General features: G+C 61.2%; 17 protein-coding genes. 10 read left to right on the top strand and 7 right to left on the bottom strand.

Features of this window, described 5'->3' with window-relative positions:
• Positions 1–288 precede the first annotated feature (288 nt).
• From pheS to pyrF, 3 genes are all read left to right on the top strand, one after another.
• Positions 289–1,341: a phenylalanine--tRNA ligase subunit alpha gene (pheS, locus tag ACZ5B4_RS05410; protein WP_464913412.1), complete on the top strand. Its 1,053-nt coding sequence runs from the start codon at positions 289–291 to the stop codon at positions 1,339–1,341.
• 132 nt (positions 1,342–1,473) lie between these two features.
• Positions 1,474–3,855 carry a phenylalanine--tRNA ligase subunit beta gene (gene pheT, locus ACZ5B4_RS05405; RefSeq protein ID WP_464913411.1) on the top strand — a complete coding sequence of 794 codons (2,382 nt, stop codon included), beginning with the start codon at positions 1,474–1,476 and terminating at the stop codon, positions 3,853–3,855.
• 74 nt (positions 3,856–3,929) lie between these two features.
• A complete protein-coding gene (pyrF, locus tag ACZ5B4_RS05400) occupies positions 3,930–4,883 on the top strand; it encodes an orotidine-5'-phosphate decarboxylase (protein ID WP_464913410.1) in 954 nt (317 codons plus the stop codon).
• Between the two features lie 130 nt (positions 4,884–5,013).
• Here the strand turns inward: pyrF and ACZ5B4_RS05395 are convergent, their stop codons facing one another.
• Positions 5,014–6,090: an Mrp/NBP35 family ATP-binding protein gene (locus tag ACZ5B4_RS05395; RefSeq protein WP_464913409.1), complete on the bottom strand. Its 1,077-nt coding sequence runs from the start codon at positions 6,088–6,090 to the stop codon at positions 5,014–5,016.
• A gap of 25 nt (positions 6,091–6,115) precedes the next feature.
• The gene (locus ACZ5B4_RS05390) at positions 6,116–6,640 is read right to left on the bottom strand and encodes a hypothetical protein (RefSeq protein ID WP_464913408.1); all 525 of its coding nucleotides are present in this window, start codon (positions 6,638–6,640) and stop codon (positions 6,116–6,118) included.
• A 227-nt stretch (positions 6,641–6,867) separates the two neighbouring features.
• Here ACZ5B4_RS05390 and thiD point away from each other — a divergent pair, with 227 nt between their 5' ends.
• The 3 genes from thiD (at position 6,868) to ACZ5B4_RS05375 (ending at position 9,210) form a co-directional block, all read left to right on the top strand.
• The gene (gene thiD, locus ACZ5B4_RS05385; RefSeq protein WP_464913407.1) at positions 6,868–7,665 is read left to right on the top strand and encodes a bifunctional hydroxymethylpyrimidine kinase/phosphomethylpyrimidine kinase; all 798 of its coding nucleotides are present in this window, start codon (positions 6,868–6,870) and stop codon (positions 7,663–7,665) included.
• A 73-nt stretch (positions 7,666–7,738) separates the two neighbouring features.
• Positions 7,739–7,972 (top strand): DUF2905 family protein, encoded by a 234-nt coding sequence (locus tag ACZ5B4_RS05380; RefSeq protein WP_464913406.1) that lies wholly within the window; start codon positions 7,739–7,741, stop codon positions 7,970–7,972.
• A gap of 119 nt (positions 7,973–8,091) precedes the next feature.
• On the top strand, positions 8,092–9,210 hold the full coding sequence (locus ACZ5B4_RS05375; RefSeq protein ID WP_464913405.1) for a glycosyltransferase: 1,119 nt from the start codon (positions 8,092–8,094) through the stop codon (positions 9,208–9,210).
• 282 nt (positions 9,211–9,492) lie between these two features.
• On the opposite strand, the gene ACZ5B4_RS05370 is transcribed toward ACZ5B4_RS05375, so the two are convergent.
• Positions 9,493–9,918, bottom strand: a complete 426-nt coding sequence (locus tag ACZ5B4_RS05370) for a protein-arginine deiminase family protein (protein ID WP_464913404.1) — start codon at positions 9,916–9,918, stop codon at positions 9,493–9,495.
• A gap of 4 nt (positions 9,919–9,922) precedes the next feature.
• Complete coding sequence (locus ACZ5B4_RS05365; RefSeq protein ID WP_464913998.1) at positions 9,923–10,129, bottom strand: RHS repeat-associated core domain-containing protein; 207 nt, start codon at positions 10,127–10,129, stop codon at positions 9,923–9,925.
• A 1,715-nt stretch (positions 10,130–11,844) separates the two neighbouring features.
• Between ACZ5B4_RS05365 and ACZ5B4_RS05360 the strand changes: the two genes are divergently transcribed.
• Positions 11,845–13,503, top strand: a complete 1,659-nt coding sequence (locus tag ACZ5B4_RS05360) for a beta-L-arabinofuranosidase domain-containing protein (RefSeq protein ID WP_464913403.1) — start codon at positions 11,845–11,847, stop codon at positions 13,501–13,503.
• 281 nt (positions 13,504–13,784) lie between these two features.
• On the opposite strand, the gene ACZ5B4_RS05355 is transcribed toward ACZ5B4_RS05360, so the two are convergent.
• The 3 genes from ACZ5B4_RS05355 to ACZ5B4_RS05345 all read right to left on the bottom strand — a co-directional run bounded on the left by ACZ5B4_RS05355 (position 13,785) and on the right by ACZ5B4_RS05345 (position 15,614).
• Positions 13,785–13,997 carry a hypothetical protein gene (locus ACZ5B4_RS05355; RefSeq protein WP_464913402.1) on the bottom strand — a complete coding sequence of 71 codons (213 nt, stop codon included), beginning with the start codon at positions 13,995–13,997 and terminating at the stop codon, positions 13,785–13,787.
• Positions 13,998–14,110: 113 nt separating this feature from the next.
• Positions 14,111–14,575, bottom strand: a complete 465-nt coding sequence (locus tag ACZ5B4_RS05350) for a hypothetical protein (RefSeq protein WP_464913401.1) — start codon at positions 14,573–14,575, stop codon at positions 14,111–14,113.
• Between the two features lie 568 nt (positions 14,576–15,143).
• Positions 15,144–15,614: a hypothetical protein gene (locus ACZ5B4_RS05345; RefSeq protein WP_464913400.1), complete on the bottom strand. Its 471-nt coding sequence runs from the start codon at positions 15,612–15,614 to the stop codon at positions 15,144–15,146.
• Between the two features lie 261 nt (positions 15,615–15,875).
• Here ACZ5B4_RS05345 and ACZ5B4_RS05340 point away from each other — a divergent pair, with 261 nt between their 5' ends.
• The 3 genes from ACZ5B4_RS05340 (at position 15,876) to ACZ5B4_RS05330 (ending at position 21,473) form a co-directional block, all read left to right on the top strand.
• Entirely contained in the window at positions 15,876–17,996 is a 2,121-nt protein-coding gene (locus ACZ5B4_RS05340) for a protein kinase domain-containing protein (RefSeq protein ID WP_464913399.1), read from the top strand.
• Between the two features lie 114 nt (positions 17,997–18,110).
• Positions 18,111–19,385 (top strand): hypothetical protein, encoded by a 1,275-nt coding sequence (locus tag ACZ5B4_RS05335; protein WP_464913398.1) that lies wholly within the window; start codon positions 18,111–18,113, stop codon positions 19,383–19,385.
• Between the two features lie 3 nt (positions 19,386–19,388).
• The gene (locus tag ACZ5B4_RS05330; RefSeq protein WP_464913397.1) at positions 19,389–21,473 is read left to right on the top strand and encodes an ATP-binding cassette domain-containing protein; all 2,085 of its coding nucleotides are present in this window, start codon (positions 19,389–19,391) and stop codon (positions 21,471–21,473) included.
• The last annotated feature ends 191 nt before the right edge of the window (positions 21,474–21,664 follow it).

Raw genomic sequence — 21,664 nt, 5'->3', positions numbered from 1 at the left:
CCGGATTTGTGGGCTGAGGCGAAAGGGGCAAATAGGCGGAAGATGCACGACGAAGGTGAAGTACCGGCCGTAAGCATTTGGTAGTACGCTATCATGGGTGGTATCAAATCCGCCCTGAGTAGTGTCCGTCCCGTAATCTGCTTGCAGCTTCCGGCGGCTGCTCGAGTGCGGGATACTCAAGCTGGAGCCGCTGCGTTACATTGATCGTTTGCAAAAAGCGCAGATTTCGTGCGACCGGAGCCCAATGCTATCCGTTTCGGCGGATGGGTGGGTTTCCTCGATGCCCGCGTGATCCATTACGTTGGGGGGTACGGCGTGGAAGACATTTGGCAACAGCTAGAGGCGGAGCTTCGTCAGGCGAAAAATCCTTCCGAGGTCGAACAGGTCCGCATCAAGTTCCTGGGTCGGAAGGGCCTCATCACGCTCCTGGCGAAGAATACGGACTTCAGCAAGTTATCGCCGGATGAGAAGAAGTCGTTCGGTCAACGACTCAATGCGTTGAAGAGCCGGGCCGAGGAGGCCGTTCGGGCGGCGATGGAGCAGGCGTCGCGCGGCGAAGCCTCGCAGGGCGGTGCGACCGGTGCGCCGGACCTCTCGCTGCCCGGTACCGATAGGCGCCTTGGAGCGATGCATCCCATCTCGTTGGTTCAGCGGGAGCTCGAAGACATCTTTCAGGGAATGGGGTTCCGAGTTCTTACCGGCTACGAAGTCGAGACGGAGTATTACAATTTCGACGCTCTGAATATCCCCCCCGATCACCCCGCACGAGACATGCAGGACACCTTTTGGTTGGAAGATGGGCGCCTACTGCGAACTCACACATCGGCGAATCAAGTGCGGGCCTTGGAACAATTCGGAGCTCCGATCCGCGCGATCTTCCCCGGGCGATGCTTCCGCAACGAGGCGATGGACGCCAGTCACGAGAACACGTTCTACCAATTGGAAGGGCTTCTCGTGGATCGAGACATCAGCGTAGCCCACCTCATCGGCGTCATGAAGACGCTGCTGTCCGCGGTCTTCCACAAGGAAGTGACGGTTCGGTTGCGTCCCGGCTTTTTCCCCTTCGTGGAGCCCGGCTTCGAACTGGACGTCCAATGCTTGATTTGCGGCGGAGCGGGCTGCGCCACATGCAAACGAAGCGGCTGGATCGAATTGATCCCGTGCGGATTGGTTCACCCCCGAGTCTTGGAATTCGGGCGAGTCGATACGTCCATTTTCAGCGGGTTCGCATTCGGAATGGGGCTGACCCGCATGGCGATGATGAAATTTGGCATCCCTGACATCCGCCTATTCAATTCGGGAGACATCCGGTTTTACGAACAATTTCCCGTCTCGATGTAATCTCCTCTCGTCGTTGTGAGCGGTCGCCGCGACGCGTTCGCTCGAAGTCGCCCTCGCGATGCGTCGATCCGATGATCCGGATTGCACCGAGATTGAAAGCTTTGGAACTACGCCGTTTGGGAGAGGTTTCCCGTGAAGATTTCTCTGGATTGGATTTCCGATTTCGTGGACCTCGAGGGCGTTTCGCCGCAGGAGTTGGCCGAGCGACTGACTCTGGCCACGGCCGAGGTGGAGGATATCCACTTCCTGCGAAGGCATACGCAAGGCGTGTTGGTGGGGCGAGTGACTGCCTGCGAGGCGATGGCGGGTCAACCCGCCGGCGGATTGAAGCGAGTGCAGGTCGATTGCGGGGCCCGGTGTTACGAAAGCGTGTGCGGAGCGCCGAACGTGGCAGTGGGCATGGTGTCGGCTTTTGCGCCCGCCGGGGTAACCTTGGCCGGTGGGGTCATCACGGAGCAAACCGTAGCCGGCCGACGCAGTGAGGGAGTCTTGTGCTCGGCCGCCGAATTGGGGATGAGCCACTGGCACGAAGGGATTCTTGAGATACCGGCAAGCATGCCTGTCGGTACTCCTTTGGATACCTTGATACCGCCGGAAGACGTTCTGATCGAAATCGACAACAAGAGTTTGACACACCGGCCCGATTTATGGGGACACTACGGTTTTGCCCGAGAAATTGCCGTCGTCCTCGATCGCCCGCTCAAACCGCTACCGATCCATGATCTCTCCCAGTTCGAATCGTTGCCCGCCTATCCTTTGGAAGTAGCGTCGTTCGACGATTGTCCGTGCTACGGTTGTATCGACCTCCGCTTTCGCGCCGGGGTTCCTTCGCCGCTGTGGATGCAGCGTCGCTTGCACGCCTTGGGGCAACGAACTTTCAATCTGGCGGTGGATGTCACCAACTACGTCATGTGGGAGTTGGCTCAGCCGACGCACGCTTTTGACGGCGCTAAATTACGGAAGATTCGGGTGGCGTCGCTCGGAAAGGACGGCGTCTTCGGAACCCTCGACGGACAAGAGCGGCGGATCTTGCCCGACGATCTACTGATTTGGAATGAGAAGGAGCCCGTCGCTTTGGCAGGCATTATGGGAGGGCTCCAAAGCGAAGTCAGCCGCGAGACGCAACACGTATTGCTGGAGAGCGCCAATTTTCGCGCCGACCGCGTGCGGCGAACCTCCGTAAGATTGGACCTGCGCACGGAGGCGGCTCAGCGGTTCGAGAAGAGCCAGCCGCCGGCCAACGTCGTCACCGCGGCAGCCCGCATATTGCACTGCCTCGCCCTAGCCGGCGAATCGTTCCAGGCTCTCAGCCGCTTTACCGTAGCCGGCGATCCGGACGCCGGACATCGCCCGCTGCTCATGGATTGGGCTCAAGTCGATCGTATGGCCGGCATCACGGTACCGCGCGATGAGGCAAAGAGAATCCTGACCGGCCTGGGATTCCAAGTGGCTCCCCGCCGGGACTTGTTGGAGATCGGCATACCGCCCCACCGCAGCCGACGCGACGTTTCCATTCCCGCGGATATCGTGGAGGAGATTCTCCGTATCTACGGCTATGGGCGAATCGAGCCGCGACTTCCGATCGCCCCGTTAGGCCACCTGCCCGTCAATGAGGGATTGCAACGCGAGCACAGGGTCCGCCGAGTCTTGGCGGGAGCTCATCAATTCATCGAAGTGCAAAACTATATTTGGTTCGACATGCGCTGGCTCGACGAATTGGGATATCAGCCGCAGGATTGCCTGCGCTTACGCAATCCCCCGGCCCAGCATCATGGAAGTTTACGTACGACGTTGGTGCCGAACCTACTGGCACTGGTGCGTCCCAATCGTGCCCATCGCGACAGTTTTCGGCTGTTCGAGATCGGCCGCGTCTTTCGAGCCGAGGAGCAAGGGCGGCAGGAACGCACGTTCTTGGCCGGCGTCGCCTATCAGCCCTCCCGGGCCGACTCGGAAGAGCTTGTCCGCGGCGTCCGAGGCGCTCTGGAAGACTTGGCGCTAGCGGTGTCCGGTACGGCATTCCGATTCGAACCTTCGCAAGCGGTCGCTGCACCGTGGCAGCAAAGCGGCCGGTGGCTTGTCATCCACGGCCCGGACGGGCCGGTCGGCGCCGTCGGAATGCTGACGGGCAACATCTTGAAGACGGTGGTTCCCGAGGGGCAGGTCGCCTGGTTCGAACTGAATTTGGAAGCCTTGCCTATGGTTGTGCATCCCGCCGCAAAATTCACCGCCATCCCCATCTATCCCGGCTCGTGGCAAGACTTCTCGCTCCTTTGGGACGCAGCCCGGGGATTCGCCGAGCTGGAGTCCGTGCTCGACCGTTTTCAGCACCTCTTGATCGCCCGTCGCGAGTTTTTGTACCGATTCAAAGGCAAGGGGCTGCCGCCCGGCAAGGCTAGTTATACCTTCCGGTATCATTTGGCTGCGTCGGATCATACACTTTCCGCGGAGGAAATCGACGCCTTTCGTAGTGAATTCCTGCGTTATTTGGAGTCGCATCAGATCGTCTTGCGGTGAAAGAATGCGGCGTGACGGTGGGCATCGTCGCCGCTGATTGATTCAAGGGATTGCTCGCAATCCAGGAAGTTGCCGTGGATCCATTCATCGATCGTTTGGAGCAGGCCGTTGCGCGACGTGGCACTCCGGTCGTAGTGGGGATCGACCCGCACCTACCCATGCTGCCGGAAAACGTTTTACCTACTCCATCCGCTGGATTCACCCCAGGCTCGGAGGGTTGGGACTGCCGGAAAACTGCTCGTGCGCTGCAAGTCTTCTGTCGCGGCGTCCTCGATGCGGTAACGGGCCTAGTCCCGGCCGTCAAATTCCAAATGGCATTTTTCGAGCAGGTTGGGCCCGCCGGCTTGTCCGTCCTTGCGGATCTTGTGCAACAGGCTCATCGCAGCGGCCTGATGGTCATCCTGGATGGCAAGCGAGGCGACATCGGCTCCACGGCCCTGGCCTACGCCCAAGGGATGTTAGGTGCCGGTCTGTCCAGCGCTTGGGGCGGCGATGCCTTGACCGTCAACCCGTACCTCGGCGATGATGCCCTCCAGCCTTTTGTTGAAACGGCCCGGGAGCGTCGTGCGGGGATCTTCGTGCTTGTCAAGACCTCCAATCCCGGTGGGCGGCTCTTTCAAGACCTCATCGCGGAAGGAAAGCCGATTTATCGGCACGTGGCCGCGCTGGTGGAGCGACTGGCGTCCCAACGCTTGGGTAAGTGCGGGTACGGCGACATCGGCGGCGTGGTCGGAGCCACGTATCGCGAGCAGCTTGCCGAATTGCGCGAGGCCATGCCGCACACTTGGTTCTTGGTGCCCGGCTACGGTAGCCAAGGCGCCGGGGCGGCCGACGTGGCACCGGCCTTCGATCCGCGCGGTCGGGGCGCCGTCATCAACAACTCGCGGGCGATCATCTTCGCCTACCGTCGACGCGAGTATGAACGTTTCGGTCCCGGAAGGTGGCAGGAAGCCGTCGAAGCGGCTGCCCGCGACATGATCGATGAATTGAGAGCCGAGACTCCCGCCGGGCGAATTGCATCGGAATGATCGCTCCAGATGCGGTGCCGATCCGGCAAGCCCCTCTTCGGCCGGGATCGCCGTTTATTCGCGACGGCATCGGCGTTTCCACCCTTTCGACTACGGACTGCCCGAAGTCGAGATTGGATGCCGCGCCGGGTCAGCCGAGTACCGAAAGCGACGGCAACGGCGGCTCGGATCGCCGCTTGGCCGCCAGGTTGCGAACCAAGTTGCGGCACACCTCTTCCATGGCCGGAGCGCTGACGGGATCCGAAAAGCACTCGGAAAGTCGGCCGATGTCTCCCTGAATCCGCAAGGACATATTGAGCGGGATCTCACCCAGGAACGGAACCCCCAAATCCTCGGCTTTTTTCTTGGCACCTCCCGTCCCAAAAATCTCATGCTTGGAGCCGCAATCGGGACAAACGAACCAGCTCATGTTCTCCACCATGCCCAGGACTTCGATATTCACCTTGCGAAACATCGCCACGGCCTTGACGGCATCGAGCAGAGCCAACTCCTGCGGCGTGCATACGACGATCGCGCCGCTGACCGGCAGCAGTTGCGAAAGGCTGAGCGCGATGTCTCCGGTTCCCGGCGGCATATCGACGATCAAGTAATCCAACTCGCCCCAGGCGGTGTCTTTGAGGAACTGCTGCACGGCTCCGTGCAGCATGGGGCCGCGCCAAATTACAGCCTCGTCCTTGGGGACGATGAACCCCATCGACATGACACGGAGTCCGTCCACATAGATCGGTTGAATCTTGCCCTCGTGCAGCGTCGGGCGCTCGGTTGTGCCCAGCAGATGCGGCACGCTCGGACCGTACACGTCGGCATCCATCAAGCCCACGTGAGCGCCGGAACGCGATAGCCCTATCGCAAGGGCCGTCGCCACGGTGCTCTTTCCAACTCCGCCTTTTCCCGATCCTACCGCTATGACGGCCTTCGCGGTCAGGCCGATCGTCCCCAGCTTTTCGGCCGGACGGTGATGCTCAACAATCCGCACGTTTACGTCGGTCCCTGCCGGCAATCGGGCGGCCAGCAGCCTCTCGGCCTCCTGCTTCAATTCCGGCCAGAGCGGCGCACACAACGTCGTCAAACCTAGCGTTACGTCAACCTTGGCGTCCTGCACGGTCACGTCGGAAACCTGGTTAAGGCGAACCACGTCGCGCCCGGTCTCGGGATCACGGAAATCCTTTAAGGCTTGAAGCACGTCGTCACGCGTGACTGTGGCCATTCCGCTATTTCTCCTTTGATTGAGGTTATTCTCGCCGACGGAGATACTCGCTCCCCTTGGAGTACGAAAACTCGCGCCATGGAATCGAATCCCAAGCCATGGCCCAAGGGTTCAACATCTCACCGGCCAAAGATCGAAAATGGCTGTAAATCAGTGCCGCCAGCGGTTCGGCATGATCGACACGATCCGCCACCGCCGCAACGCCGATTTCTCGAAAAAAGGCTTCCAGCTCTCTCGCCCGTTGTGATACCACGGCCGCCTTGGTTCGCGGATGCCATCGGCGGAGAAATGTCAATTCTCGCGCAACATGCGATTCCCAGCCGCGTCTTACCTCGATTACGAAGAAAGATCCCGGCCTAGCCGAAGCCAGCAACCTCGCCTCGGCTATGCGGCCGAAACGAATCCAGACCGGCGTCGGGGCATCGCCCCGACTTGCGAACGACTCGTTCCACCGCGCGCGCAGGGCGAGATGCCACAGACCTTTTCTCTCGTAAAGCAATACGGCAGGCGGCAAACGATCGTCCTGAGACGGCGAATTCCGGTTCTGCATGGCCCAACCTTTTTCGCGTGCAGTGCAACCATTTGCGAAAGGTTTAGTACCGGCGGGCCTGGATCACGTCTCGCTGCTCCCGTGTTTCGCCGAATCCCGCCCAATGCCGATCCTCACTGACCACAACACTTCATCCTAGCGCCGACTTCCGCACGCGGCAAGCAAGCCGTTGTGGCGATAAAATGAGAATGGAAGCAGCCGAATCACAACCCGAAGGGAGACAACGCATGATTCCCGTTGCCATGTCGATCGCCGGATCGGATCCTTCCGGAGGCGCGGGCATTCAGGCCGATTTGAAAGTCTTTCAACAATTTGACGTGTTCGGCACGACGGTGGTGACGCTGCTGACGGTCCAGAATACGGCCGGCGTGCGCAACGTGCAGACGTGCTCGGCCGATTTCGTCGCCGCGCAGTTGGAGGCCGTGCTGGAGGACATCCCCCCGGCGGCAGCCAAGACCGGGGCCTTGGGAAGCTGGGAGATCGTGAACTTGGTCGCGGAAAGGGCCGCCCATTTTTCGTTCCCGCTGATCGTGGATCCGGTTGTCGTGAGCAAGAGCCGCGATCGTCTCATCGACGAACGCGGATTGGAGGCCGTCCGTAAACGGTTGCTACCGAGGGCATTGCTGGCAACGCCCAACGCCTACGAAGCGGAGGCTTTGACCGGCATCGCCGTCCTGGACGAACCAAGCATGATTCGCGCAGCCGAGGCCGTAGCTCGGTTTGGATCGCGTTACGTCCTCCTCAAAGGCCCGGATATTGCCGCCGATGCCCCGGATCTGCTGTGGACGGAGGGAAATCGCACCTTCTTGCGAACCGAACGGATTCGGACGCCGCACACGCACGGCTCCGGATGCGCCTTTTCGGCCGCCATCACCGCAGGATTGGCCGTCGGCATGTCCATGCTCGATGCGGTGGAAACCGCTAAGGACTTCGTGACGGATGCGATTCGCAGCGCACCCGGCCTGGGACATGGGCGAGGACCGCTCAATCTGAACTTGCGACCGAGTCGCTCGCCTCGCGGATGAACATCACGTGTACGTAGTTTTCAAAACAAGCTTTCTCGCCAATTTGTTATGAGCGAAATAAGGGAAGCCGGCGATGAACGAAAATCTCTTCGTGGGTCGTTTGCTTGCCGGAATACTGATTGTTTTGATACTCTTAAGCGTGCTTCTCCTGATCGCCAGGGTATTGGGTTTCGGAGCCGGTCGCTTGCCCGGCGACATTGTGCTACATGGACGCGGTTGGACGTTCTATTTTCCCGTGGTCACCTGTTTAGTGTTGAGCTTGTTGTTGACTCTTGTGATCAATCTCCTCACTCGTTGGTGGCGCTGACGCCGCTGCGACGGCAACAAGCTTGATTCTCCCGAGTAATAGTGCCGTCTAATCTAGAACGAAGCATGGATGAATTCGGTTCAACCAACTCCGATCGCGAATCTCCGCACGAACGGCGAATGCCGCTTCGGGTTACCGTTTTATCCGCCCAGCGGGACTGGGGCGGCGGCGAACAACAGGCGAAGCTGTTGGCGTGCGGCCTGGCTCAACGCGGGCATGATGTCCTGCTCCTGGCGCCTCGCGATTCGCGATTCGCACAAACGGCACTGCCGGCGGAAATCAGACGGGCGGTGTTCAGTTCGTGGAAGCCCGCCGCCGCGTGGCAGGTCCGTTCAGCCATTCGACGATTTCAGCCACATGTGCTTTATTGGAATGATGCCAAAGCCGCGTTTTTGGGCACGGTGGCCTGCCTGGGTCTGAAGGCCGTCCGAATCGCAGCCAAGCGGACGGTTTTCCCACTGCGATCCGTGCTCCTCTATCGGCGATTTTGCGATCTTGTCATCTGTCCCTCGTCCGCCGCTATGCGAGTGTGTCAAAGCGCCGGTCTGCCTTTCGAACGGATGCGACTGGTCTACGACGGTGTGTCGTACGAACGGATCCGGCAAGCTAATCCCGCGCGAGGTCTCGAATCGCTACGGCGTTTGCTACCGCGGGCCGCCCATACCCCCCGCCCCGTCTATCTCATCAGCGTGGGCAAACTCGCGCCGGCGAAAGGTCACACAGTCTTGATTGAGGCTTTCCGCCGCGTGGCGGGAGAGAAAGTGAACACGTTTCTCATCATCGTGGGCGGTGGTGAGCTGCGGGAATCTCTCGCCGAGCAAATCGCCGAAGCCGGACTGGCCGATCGCGTTGCTTTGGCCGGCTTCCGAGAAGATGTGCCGGACCTGCTGGCCGCCTCCGACATCTTCGTGTTTCCTTCGCTCGCGGAGGGGCTGGGCAGCTCCGTTATCGACGCCATGCTACTCGGCCTGCCGGTTGTCGCGTCTGACGTCGGCGGCATTCCGGAGCTGCTTAGACCCGAGGGAGCACGGTCTGATGCTGCCTTGGGGTGGCTGGTTCCTCCGGGTGACCCCCGAGCCCTTGCGACCGCCATGACAGCTGCCATTGACCTCCCGGACCAAGAACGAGACAAGCGAAGGGCCCTGGCACGAAGCTTCGCCGAGAGAAACTTCCTCTCGGATCGCATGGTCGAGGAGACTTTGAATGTGCTCTATGAAGTGCTGAGCCGATCACGTTAAGGGAATCGCACGCAATGAAGGGCGGGTAGCATTCCGCCCGACTAAAAGGTCCTCGCAATCTCCCTCCCGACCCGCCGTCATCGGTGTTGTTAACAGTGATCACAGCTCACCCGGCGACACGAAACAATGCCGTAAGTCGTACCTTCTCTATCTCAGTCTGCTTACGACACCCGTCTAATCTATGATACTAAGAAAGACAGAGCGAGATGCGCCCTCATCCATCCGCTACATCCCCCGGATTCACGAGTACGTCCACAAGGTGACTAAATATCGTAGCGTGTCCTACGTATTTTGCTTTCCTTGGCACCTCGCCCGCCGTCTCAGGTCCCACCACCTTCCCGCTGAAATGTCCGGCAGCACGTTCGTGCCGCAGCGAATCGAGCCCGCGACGTTGTGATAGCTGCGTTCCTCGCATGACAGCACGTTCGTAAGCCCAACTAAACCAGCAGCCGCGTGAACGTAGTCATGGAACCAGTCTTGGCTAACGGTCGGGCCATGGACGTGTGCGAGAAACAACCAATCACCGTCCACGAGCGGGTTTACCACCTTATTAGTGAACGCCAACGCGCCGGGATTGTCCGAATCGACTCGCCCGCAATCCCACAAAACTACCGGCATCTCGATCATGTTGGGGCTAGGCCTCGTGCGGAAGGTGACCGTGTAGCCAGCCGCCGAGGTCAGATACCATTGTCGGCGAGTTGCAGACATACCGTTAAAGATTTCCATCTCCTCCACCAAATCCGATTGGGTCCTCGCTCAGCCGGCGGCCGACGGCCGGGTTGTACCAGCGGTTGAGGTTGTTTTGGAAACCCGTGTCGGCGTCGAACGGCCGGGCGGTGAAGAGGAAAAGACTCTCCACCGCCGGCTCACACCGGCGGCTCGCCATTCGCATGATAAGGCCGAATGCGTCATAAACCAGTGGTTAACCACGGCGGTGGTCATCTCGCCCCCCTTCCAGCGCCCTACCCTTCTCTTACCGTTATGCCCGGATATTCCCGGTATGCCCATTCCCGGTATGCTCGTGTTAGTTGCGCTGATTTTCGCCTTTGCCCGGCTGAGGCTGGCGATGTCCCGCACCGTGTTCAAGTGGCCCGTCAGCGTTCACGCTACCAAATCCGCCGTGCCGCCGTGCCGCCGTCAACTTCTCCCTCTCAGGACCGCTGCAACGACAGTAATTGACGATTATGCCAAGGATTGTGCGGGTGTCGCGGAGATGCCAATTGGCCCGCTCGGCAATGGCCCGCAGAGTTATCCCACCGGACCTCGGTGAGTCTCCGCACAGCACTTGTCCCACGAACCGCAGCACGTTGATTGTCGCATTCGTCAACGTCGCCCAAATCGCCGGCAAACTCGGTCGCCGCCAACTGTGTCGATCCTCGTCCCATCATCGATCTTTGGCGAAATGCAAAAAGCTCTCGACCTCCCGGTGACCTCCTAGCTGCCGCAAAAGCTGCTGCGGACTGCCCATCGTCGGGGCCGGGCGCGTGCTGTAATACCGCGTCTCATACGACTGCCTATCGCTCCGCACGATCCGCTCCCGATCTACCTAAAAGACCAGTCGACACCCAGCCTCTCCCACACATACGTCCCCTCCACTACGCTGACCCACAATCATCTCATTTCTACCGCGCCCCATCTTCTCACTCTTGGGCGTCCGGCCTACGTCGCACTGCCTCCCTAAAACAAATCACCAAGGTCGCTAATAATTCCGACTGATTCTCCTAAGCTCAAACAAATAGTCGCACCCCAACGCGTGGAACGCCTCCAACAACGCCCGCTGGGCATACAACGCCCCCCGTCAATAGCCACAAACAAGGATCAGCCGTCCATGTTTCACACGGCGGCTTGTCACGAATAAAGCCTCAGCGCTCTTTCTATTCCTGCCAGTGTGCAGCCTCTTAACGGGCCAAGGCCGGCATCTCCGTAATCCGACCCAATAACTTCAGAAACCCCAGACTCAAGATCGCCCCATGGGGATTTTGCACCGCCCTTCGTCTCCGCGGATCGGGCACCTGCGCCGAGATCGCCGCCGCCTCCCGTAATCCATCCCCCACCGTCGCATGGGCGTGCGTGAATCGAGACGCAACGTCAATCCCGACACCTTACCCTTCACGCACTTCACCTCCCGCCTACCCCAAGAGCATCATCAATTTAACCCGTCGATTCGCGAAAGAAACGAGACTTTCTACAGGAACACGTGACATACAATCGAAATTGTTGACAACCGGCTTGCGGATAGTTATGGTTAAGCCCCGCAAGATTCGGAGGGACTTTGCAGAGATCCAAATGACCTCATGGGGCTTTGTATCTGCCCTTTGGTGGACACCAATCTCGCGACCGGCGCTGTTTTCGGGCGCTCGATACCCGCGGAAGTTCGTAACTACAATCCCGTCCACGTGAGGCCGGGACAGGCGGCGAAAAGGATGGCTTATGAGGCGACCTGCGAGCGTGTGCCACGGGACCGAAGCCCGAAATCGCCAACCTAGTAGAGGGAGGGTGAATCACCTCGTGGTGTCAATTGTACTTATTATCCTGAGCATTACGGCCTTGTCTTTCGTTGACCGCGCGGGGGTTGCCGCTGAATCCGACCGTCGGGCGGTAGCGGCGTCGGATGCCCCGGAGACGAAGGCCGACGTGCCGCGATGGGTGCTGCCGGACGCGCGGTCGGTCCGTATGGATGGGCCGCTGGGCGATGCCTATCGCAAAGGGGTCGAGCGACTTCGGCAGGACCCGTATCGGTCGGCGGCATATCTTCGGGCGGACCTTTCGTTCGAGGTGACGCGAGTTTACACGAACTATAGCGGCGACATTTCCGGTCGGTTCATCCAGATCGCTAGCCTCACCTCGCCGCCCGGACGCATGGAGCCGGAAACACTCGCGCAGTTGCTCCAAGACATCGGTAAGTATCAGAAGGCCGACGGGCATTTCGGCGCCGACGTCGATTGGAGCGGTCCTTTGGAACCCCCGAACGCCAACGAGGCGGTCAAGCTGCCCATTTTTTGGGGTCATTCGCGCCTCTTGGTCGGTCTGTTGGAGGCTCATCAGGCCTTCGACCGGTCGGATTTGCTCCAGATCGCCCGGCGCATCGGTGATTTCTACCTGGCGACGGCCGATCGCTTTCTCGACCCGGCCCGAGAGCCGGAGTATCGGTCCACGGGCACCTACGCCGCCGGACATCAGACGGATTATTTCCCGGGCATCGAGGGTTTGGCAAAACTCTACCTGGCCACGCAAGACCCGCGCTACCTCCGTCAGGCCGAACGGATGGCGGATTTCTTCCAACGATTCGACACGCTGCCGTTGGACCATAGCCACGGCAACCTGATCACGCACTACGGACTTCTTTTGCTCTACGAAATCACCGGCAAGCGCGAGTATCTCGACCGCCCCATGCGGCGATGGCACGAAGCTACCGAGGGCAGATACGTTTGGCCCATGGGCGGCGTGGGCGAACGGTTCCACGTCAACAGCAGCACCGATGAAGGGTGCAGCGAAGCGGATTGGCTGCGGCTGAACTTGGCGCTCTGGCGGTTCACCGGTGAGGTCCGCTTTCTCGAAATGGCCGAACGGCTGCTCTGGAACCACTACGCAATGAACCGTACGGACAACGGCGGTTACGGCCATCACAACTTCGTATGCGACGACGTCGGCCCGCTCCAGATCCTGCCGGACTTCACCGAGGCTGTCTGGTGTTGCACGTTCCATGGCATCCTCGGGCTCGAGACACTCAAAAGCTATCTCGTCGTCGGTGCCGACCGTGGAGTGTTCGTAAATTTCCCTGCCGACGTCGAGGCCACCGTGCCGGTGAACCGGCGGCGGTGGAAGATAACCGTCGCGCGAGAGGACCGCCCCGGTGCCGTCACGTGCGCGTTGCGTTTGGATCCCGAGGAAGAGACCGGGGAGGCTCCCGCAGTCTATCTGCGCCGTCCCGATTGGGCCGAGGGCGTGCAGGCGGCCGACCGCGCAGGGCGTCATTTTCCCGTCGTGGCGGAAGGCGGCTATCTTCGGATTCCGGTCCGTCCCGGCGCGGACGGCGAAGTCCGACGGCGAAGTCCTCGTAACGTTTCCCTATGTGCCGCGAATCGAAGACCGGCGTCTCCGCAGGCTTTCCATCGACGGTCGCGCAATCGGTCGGCATCGCGGCGTCGTGCTCTTCGACGGGCCCCGATTGCTCTTAGCCGGCGCGGCGGAACAACGCCCGGTCCTCGTTCTGGCCGTCGACGACCAAGGCCGGCCGCTCCTCACCGACGGCAAGAACGGCGCGTACTCGGTCGCTACGGTCAGCCATCTTGAGGTCGAAGCGAAGGAAGCCGCCGAGGCGTTGCGAGGCACGGCCCGAATCGGGCTGGCTACGTGGGATCAAACCCCGCGGGATGCCCCGGCAGTGTTTGTCTTCGACGTGATTACCGTGCCGTCCTCCTCAGGCTTGGAAGCCGTGGAGCAAAAGTGAGACCCTCGCCGCGGGTTTGGCCCTCTTCGAACACGATAACCTCCCCATTCAAAGTGAACCCGAACACTCCGCTGCTGGAGCCGAGGGTGCCGTCCGTGAAGGCATCGCCGAGATAGCTGAAGTATTACTCTCGGCCGCCGCCCTGGTCAATGCCATAGTAGGCCCCGTCGGAAAAGCCGGGGTACGTGACGGTCGTGTCGTACAAGTTGTTCCACGGGCCGGACAACGAGTCCTCGTCGGTCTGCGTTCCTTCCCCGACCGGGTAGGTGTGCCTCCACCAATAGCCCGCCGTGCCGTTTTCCAGGCCGGTCACGTGGTTAGTGGCCGACTCGTTCACGTCGGGCTGGCCTTCGCCCTGCCAGGTCTTGGTCCACTGGTGCTGGTAGCTGTAGTTGTCGTAGGTGGCGTTCTAGTAGCTGCCACGGACGTCCCAGGTCTCCGGCCGTTCCGTCAGTGGTCCTCCCACTGGGAATGGTAGGACGAATCGGCCGCGCCACTAGCCGAGGCGGTGCGCAGATTGCTGCCGCTGCTTGCGGCCTGGCCCGAGGCGCTAAACGCGATCGTGCGGTTCAGGCTTTCGGTCGAGTGGCTCTGCTGGTGGATGGACCGCACAGAGTACCACGAGGTGTTGCCAGAGCCCCCGAAGCTAGGGTCGCCCCAATAGGCTTCGGAACTGCCGCTGCCGATTCCGGAGGGGGCGGAGACCTGCGAGGCGGAAGTGTTATGGCAGGCTTTGGCACCCCACGCGGAGGACCTGCCGCAGGAAGCGACCATCAGGTGGCCATTCTGCGTGCCCCATCGCTTGACGGAACCTTGCAGCCGTAGGCCTTTCTTTCCTACCTCCGCGCTACGTCCCAGGACGGCCAAGTTCTTATATTCCAGCCTGGCCTTGGGCCAGGCCGGATGGACATGCACGAACTTGCCCTTTGGCCCGCGTGGAGTCCCCAAGATAAAAAAATAGGCACTCCTGCCTGCGCCATCGAGACCAATCCCACGCGTGGAGAGCTCCGAGAATCCGGCGAATTATCGTTCCGCAATTGACTAGCCCGGTCCGAGGTTTACAATCAGGACTATCGTATCACTATCGAGGAATTCTAGCGAGCGTGAAAGAATAGGAACGCCGTAAACCATTACAGCTGCCACAATGTGAGGGCCTATTATGCGATCTGGGCACTTTGCAACTATTTCCAGTGTAATAGTCCTCATCATGACGCTTTCGGGTTGCGAACGCACCATGCCATCGATCGAACCTTCGATCACAACTGCGATCGACGTGTCGATGCGTCCTTCGCTGCTCGATTCTTCAACCAGCGTGCTCCAACTCAGGAACGTAACTGGGGAATCTCTCACCGTCCAATTGGTCATGTCCAACGAGGATTTAAACCAGAAGGCGGTGCTTGATGTTGCGATTGGACCGTACAAGACGGAAGAGATTGGTGTTCTGGAAGGTTGGTCTTTCGTGCCGAATGAGACCGTTACGATTTCATGCAGCGGTTACCGGAGCGTGACTTACCGTACGTATAGGGCTGAAAGCGGTTTTACCGGTATTAAAAAATCTTGGTAGTAACTCCTCGATGCAGCCCGCTCGGAATTTTTCCGTGCGGCCATTGGATGCAGGCCGCGCCGGCTTCCATTTCCCGAATAGGCTCCGCCGTGACTGTATCAATGTTGCACTTAGGACCCAACCATTTTTGATATGGCGACGGTGCAGCAGCCGGCGGAGCGGCCCTTGCTTGGCGTCGCTGATCTGCGCGCGCCCGTCGGCCGTAAAACGCCAGGCCCGCTTGATGCCGTGCTTGGCGGCCCCCTCGCGTTGTTCGGCCGGCAGCCGGCCCAGTTCCGACAGGCTCACCCGGCCGATCCGTAGGGCCACGGAGACCAAATCGCCCAGAGTTTTGCTCCGGCTTTTTCGCAGCCCGACACATACACGGGTGATCCACAGCACGGCTTCCATCGCTTTCCTGGCGGTTCCCTCCGCTGCTCGTGGTTGAGTTGAGGTGTTTTTTTCTCTGCAAATCTCTACCACATCAGGGCTTTCGAAGGACCGCCGGTTTTTTGTACGATGCGTGACGACTGGGGATATTTTGGGCGCCGCGCGGTTGACCGTTCCAGAAGGCCCGATTAACATGGCGTTGTTCCGTCTAGTCTCTGTTCGTGGTCGGCTGCCCAGGGTGTCAATGAACCGCTTGCTGCGGCGGCGGTGGGGATGCAAATAATGAGTAGCCGCGGGGCGTCTGACGGCGACAATCGGCTCTTGCTGTGCCGCTGCGACCTGGAGTTTGGGGATGAGGTCTATGTGGCCCGGGGGCTCTCCATCGGTCGCGCCCCGGACAACACCTTTCTGATCGACGACCCGGCGGTGTCGCGCCACCACTGCCAGGTGGAATGGGACGGCTCGGGGGGCGTCATCCTGCGGTGCGTGGACCCCGGGGCGGTGCTGGAGTACCAGGGCGGCCAAGTCACCGAGCTGCGGCTCCGGGCGGGGCAGCGGTTTCGGGTAGGTCCGGCCGAGTTCGAGTGCCGCGTCGGGGGCCGGGCGGCCGAGGCGGGGCCTCGCTGGGTGGGCCGGTGTCCGTACTGTCAGAGCACCAAGCTGCCCGCGCCGGGGCCGGGGGTGCAGTCTTGTCGGGGCTGCGGTCGCCCGATTCTCGTCTTTCGCCCACGCCTCTCCGGGGAACCGGCATGTGTAGCAGGCCAGGCCGGTCCGGTCCGCCTGCTGCGGTTGGTGGGCGAGGGGGGGATGTCGGTCGTCTTCGAGGGGCGGGTCATCAAGACGAACGAGCCGGTGGCGGTCAAGCTGCTTCATCCCCATTTGGTGGAAGACGCCGGTGCGGTGCGGCGTTTTGAGCGCGAGGTGAGCGAACTCCGCAACCTCCAGCACCCGCGGTTGGTGAAGATTGTCGGTCAAGGCAAGTGGCGGGGCTATCCGGCCTTGGTCACCGAGTGGCTCGCCGGAGGGAGTCTGCAAGACGTCATCCGCAAGCAGCCCGGAAAGGCATTCCCGTTTGCCCAGGCCTTGGTTTGGCTGCGTCAGGCCTGCGAGGGGTTGCGGGCGATCCACGAGGCCGGGCTGGTGCATCGGGACATCAAGCCCTCGAACCTCTTGCTCACGCCCCAGGGCGAACTCAAGATCGCCGACTTGGGCCTAGCCAGGCGTTTGGGAGGCGAGACCCGGGGGCTGACGGCGACGGGGCTGGCGATCGGCTCGCCGCAGTACATGGCGCCGGAGCAGTGGGAGCGGCCGGAGGCGGTGGACGGCCGGGCCGACATTTATGCCTTGGGGGTGACGGTCTACGAGCTTCTTACGGGGCGCATACCGGCGGGGGCTTGGCGGCCGGCGTCGGAGTTGAACCCCACGGTCCCCAAGGCCTTCGACGGGATCTTGGAGCGGATGCTGGCCCCCGCCGTGGAGGAGCGTTTTGCCAATGTGCGGCAGTTGCAAGAGGCGCTGGAGCTGGCGTTTGCTCCCCAACCGCCGCCATTGCCTCACACCAGCGGCGCGGGGGGAAAAGCGGTACCGCCGCGTATGCTCCTTGCTTTTGGGACGGGTATTGCCCAAGTTATGGAGACATTGCTGGGGTTCGTCTTATCTGGGTTGGGGCAGCCGAAGCCTGGCAGGGGCTCGGTAGTGTTGGCACCGCCTGCCGCCTTGAAGGCTGAGCCGCCGCCCGGTGTGGACCCCGGGGCGTTTGTTGCAACGCAGCCGCCACACGCGGATTTCAGCGGTTTTAGTCCGGGTGGCCGGCAGATCGTGACGGTCGCCGTCTACAAGACGGCCATCGTCTGGGGTGCCACCACGGGCGAAAAGCTTATGGTGCTCCAAGGGCACACCGGCTGGCTTTGGTCTGCCGCCTATAGTCCGGACGGCCGGCGGATCATCACTGCCTCCGACGACAAGACGGCCATTGTATGGGATGCCGGCACGGGCGAAAAGCTCCTGGTGCTCCAAGGGCACACCGCCTGGGTTATGTCTGCGGCCTTTAGTCCGGACGGCCGGCGGATCGTGACCGCATCGGGCGGCACGGCCGTCGTCTGGGATGCAGCTAGCGGCGAAAAGCTTATGGTGCTCCAAGGGCATACCGGCGGGGTTGCTTCTGCGGCCTTTAGTCCGGACGGCCGGCGGATCGTGACCGCATCATGGGACAACACGGCTATCGTATGGGATGCCGCTAGCGGCGAACAGCTTCTGGTACTCCAAGGGCACACCGCCCCGGTTGTTTCTGCGGCCTTTAGTCCGGACGGCCGACGGATCGTCACTGCCTCCGCCGACGCGACGGCCGTCGTGTGGGGTGCCGCTACCGGCCAAAGGCTTAAGGTGCTGAAGATCGCAGAATGACGAGATTTCCCGCCGCCGGCTGCGGGTTCATCTAAGCGATCCCCGCGGCTATAATGGCCGACCGACTGAAATCGTTTGTCTTTACCAATTTGCCTGCACAGATAGGAGGGTCGTATGCGAGCCAGAGGGCGATTTCGTCGGCGTGGCGCCAGCCAGGTAATGACCGGGCTATTACTCTTGACCATTGTGGCCCTGTTGGGGGTGATTGTGGTGTTGTTGCTTGGGCGGGAGTCGCCCCGCAGTGACGAGGGTGGCTCAGTGGCGAAGTCGGAGGCAGCCTCGCCCGCGCCAGGAGCGGACGGGACGCCCCCTCAGTCGTCCCCGCCGCCCCCGGAGGCTAAGCCGGAGGCAGGCTCACCCGCGCAAGAAGATGGTTCGGCTGTCCCCCCGCCGCCTCCGCCTCCCAAACCGGTGGGCGATCCCCAACGGGTCCGAGACGTACTTCAAGAGGGTAAGACATACGAGAGCACGCTCAAGGTTGGCTTCCAGGCCGTGGTCATCGATGCCGACTGGGGTATCAGAGAGACCATCAATCTCGTTTACGCAGCCGAGAATCGCATACGGCGTACGGTGGAGCGAAACGACGGACAGACGGTGGTCCTGCTGTGCCACGTTGTGGAGAGCCGAGCAGCGAAATTGCTGACCGATGTCGAGGTAAGCTTTGACCTTGGCCAACCCGGAACGCTTCTCCTAGGAGTACTGGACTACTGGGTTACAGGTGGGCGGTTTACTGGGGCGGCTGTTGCCGCGGCTCAGCTAGCGGAAGTTATTTTGACCAAAGCCAGTCTCGCAGCATTGCAAGAGCACCAGGCCAAGGCCAAGGCGATGCTGGATTCCCTGGCCGGAAAGCGTTTCCGCGTCACTTACACTGACGGCCAGGGCCTGGTGAGCCTGGAGCCGGTGGGCTGTAGCTTGACGCAGGAAGAGCGGAACTATCTGGAGGGGATGTCAGTGCTGGGCGATTGCTACTTGCTGCCGAACCTTGAGAGCCGGCCGGGCCAATACTGGGATGTCGAAGCGCGGGAGCTGACCGAATTTTTACCGCCTACGTGGCGAGGTCGGCCTTCGGGCGCGGTGACGATCGAACGGGGCCAAGATTTCCAAAAGGGGGATAAGGACTATGCCACGCTGGAAATCCGCAGTGGGACCTTCGAGGTCAATGCGTCGGATAGCAGCCGGAGGCGGTTGGGCAACGTCACCCCGCGGGGCAGGTTGTATTACAACATCACGGATGGGTATATAGACCGGGCCGAGCTAACGGCCAAGGCGTCGCTGGAGGAGGTATCGACCGATCATTTGTTGTTCGAGACCCGGTTCCAAACGGCCCCCAACTTGGAGATCCAATACACCTGCCGGCGATTGGACGAGCCCGTGGGTTCGGAGAACTGAACCATGCCTCAGTGGACCGAGGAGTCGGTCAAGGTGCCCTTTTCCGGGTTGCCTTTGCTGGTGGGCCGGGCACCGGAGTGTGATTTGTGCCTGCGCGATGCCACGGTCTCGCGGCACCATGCGCGGATTTACCGCCGGGGGGCCGAAGTGGTGGTGGCGGACCAGGAGAGCCGGTTCGGCACCTACGTCAACGGGAACCGGGTGCGGGAGCGGGCACTGCGGCCGGAGGACCGGGTGCGATTTGGGACCCGGCTGACCTATGTGGTGCGAGAGAACGGGCTACAGCGGGAAGAGCTATCGGCCGGGTTGTTGGAGATACGGGATGTGGCCATTGCCCGGCAAGGCCGCCGCCTGCTGGATGGGGTTTCCGCGGTGTTCGAGCCGGGCCAATTAGTGGGGCTGCTCGGGCCGAGCGGTTTGGGCAAGACGCTGCTGTTGCGGGCATTGGCGGGGTATTACCGGCCGGAGGAAGGAGAGATACTCTGGAGGGGCCGGGACGTGTGGGACCAACGGGAAGATTACCTGGCGGCAGTGGGGTTCATTCCGCAGACGGACGTGCTCTACGAGACGCTCTCGGTCCGTGAGAACCTCGAATACGCCGCCCGGCTGCGCCTGCCCGAGCTTTCGGAACCGGCCCGGAGCCGGCGGATCGAAGAGGTGCTGGAGCTGCTTCAACTGGGCACGCACGCTGAGAAACGTGCGGTGGTGCTCAGCGGAGGGCAGCGCAAACGGCTGAGCGTGGCCATCGAGCTGTTGCGCAAACCGCCGGTGCTGTTGCTGGATGAGCCGACCACGGGGCTAGACCCGGGTAACGAGGCGAGGCTAGTCGAAAACCTGCGGCAGGTAGCGAGTCGCGGTACGCTGGTGGTGCTATCGACCCATTCCCTAGCAGCGTTGCGCGTGTTTGATCGGGTGCTGGTGCTTGCGCGGTACGAGAGGGTGGGCCGCTTGGCGTTTTTCGGACCTCCCGAGGCGCTGCACGAACGGTTTGCAGGCAGGCATCCGGCCGACTGGTACGATGCCCTGGAGCGGGGCTGGACGGCTGCAGAGGTACAAGAGGTCGAAACCCCGAGGCCTTGGGACGCCCCGGCCGGCGTGGCGGCGGGCAGTTCGACGGAGAGTACGTCCGACTCAACCCCTCCGCCCTTGGACCTTCGGCTGCGGCGAATTGCGAGCCGGCAAGCGACCGGGCCATGGTGGCACCAGTGGCGCGATGTTGCCGTCCAGTGTGCCAAGATCATCGCCAGGGATCGGGCCCTGGTGGCAATGATGGTCGTCCAGCCCGTTCTGCTGGCGCTATTGGTGATCCTTTCGCAATGCCGAGCCTCCAAGCTGGACCCGATCCTGTTCTTTACCGTGGTGGTGGCCATTTGGCTTGGGATGAACAACACAGTGCGCGACCTGGTCCGCCAACGGCGGCAATACCTCCGCGATCGCATGGCGGGACTGCAGGCCGAGGCGTACCTGGCGGCCAAGGTGAGCATTTACCTGGCCATCGGGGTGGCCCAGCTATTGGTCTTTCTTGTGTTGGTGCGATGGAGCTGCGCGCAAGTGCTTGACGAAGGCCTGGCCAAGCGGCTGCTCGAGGCGAGCGGCGTCAGCTGGTTGCTAATCCTGGGTTTGGTGTACCTGTGCGGTGTGGGGGTGGGCATGTTGGTATCCACACTGTCGCGGACGGAAGAGACCGCCGTGGCCGCCCTGCCTATAGTGATACTCCCCCAAATCCTGTTGAGCGCGGTAGCCGCCGGCGATGTGAACCAACCCTTTTCGGACCCACGAATATGCCGGCCGATTGTCGTCACACTGCGGCCCGGCCTGGGCGAGTCCCGCGCGCAAGGCGGGGAAAAGCAGCACAGCGAGTTTTGGGAGCTGGGCTGGGCGGGCACTTTGACCGATGTGCTGTCGATGTTCTGCTATAGTCGCCCGGCACTGCTGGTACTTCAGCATCCGCAGGTGAAGGGATATTCGGCAAACATCTGGTTAGCCGACCTGTTCCATCTGATGTTGTTGCTTTTCGCCACCTACGCCGCGATGTGGAAGCTTTTCTTGCTATACGAGAGCCGATGGCCCGCGCTGGAGGGATTGTAGGCACTGCGGGCGGGGCACAAGTCACCAAATAGCTTCATTCAGTTAGTACACCACTTAGCTAGTACTCCGCCGGTAACTCGTAACTACATTTCTACATTGCATCGTTGTAACTTCTCACTAACCCCGTGAAACTGGTCCTCACGTGGAGGGCGATTTTGGTATTTTCTACACGGCATGGACGGAGCCAGGCT

The sequence above is a fragment of the Thermogutta hypogea genome (assembly GCF_055386265.1).
This window is presented reverse-complemented; position numbering and strand designations above follow the sequence as displayed.

Excerpts from the sequence above, each read along its gene's own strand:
- ACZ5B4_RS05390 (WP_464913408.1), bottom strand. The coding sequence starts at position 6,640 with ATGCAGAACCGGAATTCGCCGTCTCAGGACGATCGTTTGCCGCCTGCC.
- ACZ5B4_RS05375 (WP_464913405.1), top strand. The coding sequence starts at position 8,092 with ATGCCGCTTCGGGTTACCGTTTTATCCGCCCAGCGGGACTGGGGCGGC.
- ACZ5B4_RS05345 (WP_464913400.1), bottom strand. The coding sequence starts at position 15,614 with ATGGAAGCCGTGCTGTGGATCACCCGTGTATGTGTCGGGCTGCGAAAA.
- thiD (WP_464913407.1), top strand. The coding sequence starts at position 6,868 with ATGATTCCCGTTGCCATGTCGATCGCCGGATCGGATCCTTCCGGAGGC.
- ACZ5B4_RS05335 (WP_464913398.1), top strand. The coding sequence starts at position 18,111 with ATGCGAGCCAGAGGGCGATTTCGTCGGCGTGGCGCCAGCCAGGTAATG.
- ACZ5B4_RS05330 (WP_464913397.1), top strand. The coding sequence starts at position 19,389 with ATGCCTCAGTGGACCGAGGAGTCGGTCAAGGTGCCCTTTTCCGGGTTG.
- ACZ5B4_RS05395 (WP_464913409.1), bottom strand. The coding sequence starts at position 6,090 with ATGGCCACAGTCACGCGTGACGACGTGCTTCAAGCCTTAAAGGATTTC.
- ACZ5B4_RS05340 (WP_464913399.1), top strand. The coding sequence starts at position 15,876 with ATGAGTAGCCGCGGGGCGTCTGACGGCGACAATCGGCTCTTGCTGTGC.
- ACZ5B4_RS05380 (WP_464913406.1), top strand. The coding sequence starts at position 7,739 with ATGAACGAAAATCTCTTCGTGGGTCGTTTGCTTGCCGGAATACTGATT.
- ACZ5B4_RS05370 (WP_464913404.1), bottom strand. The coding sequence starts at position 9,918 with ATGTCTGCAACTCGCCGACAATGGTATCTGACCTCGGCGGCTGGCTAC.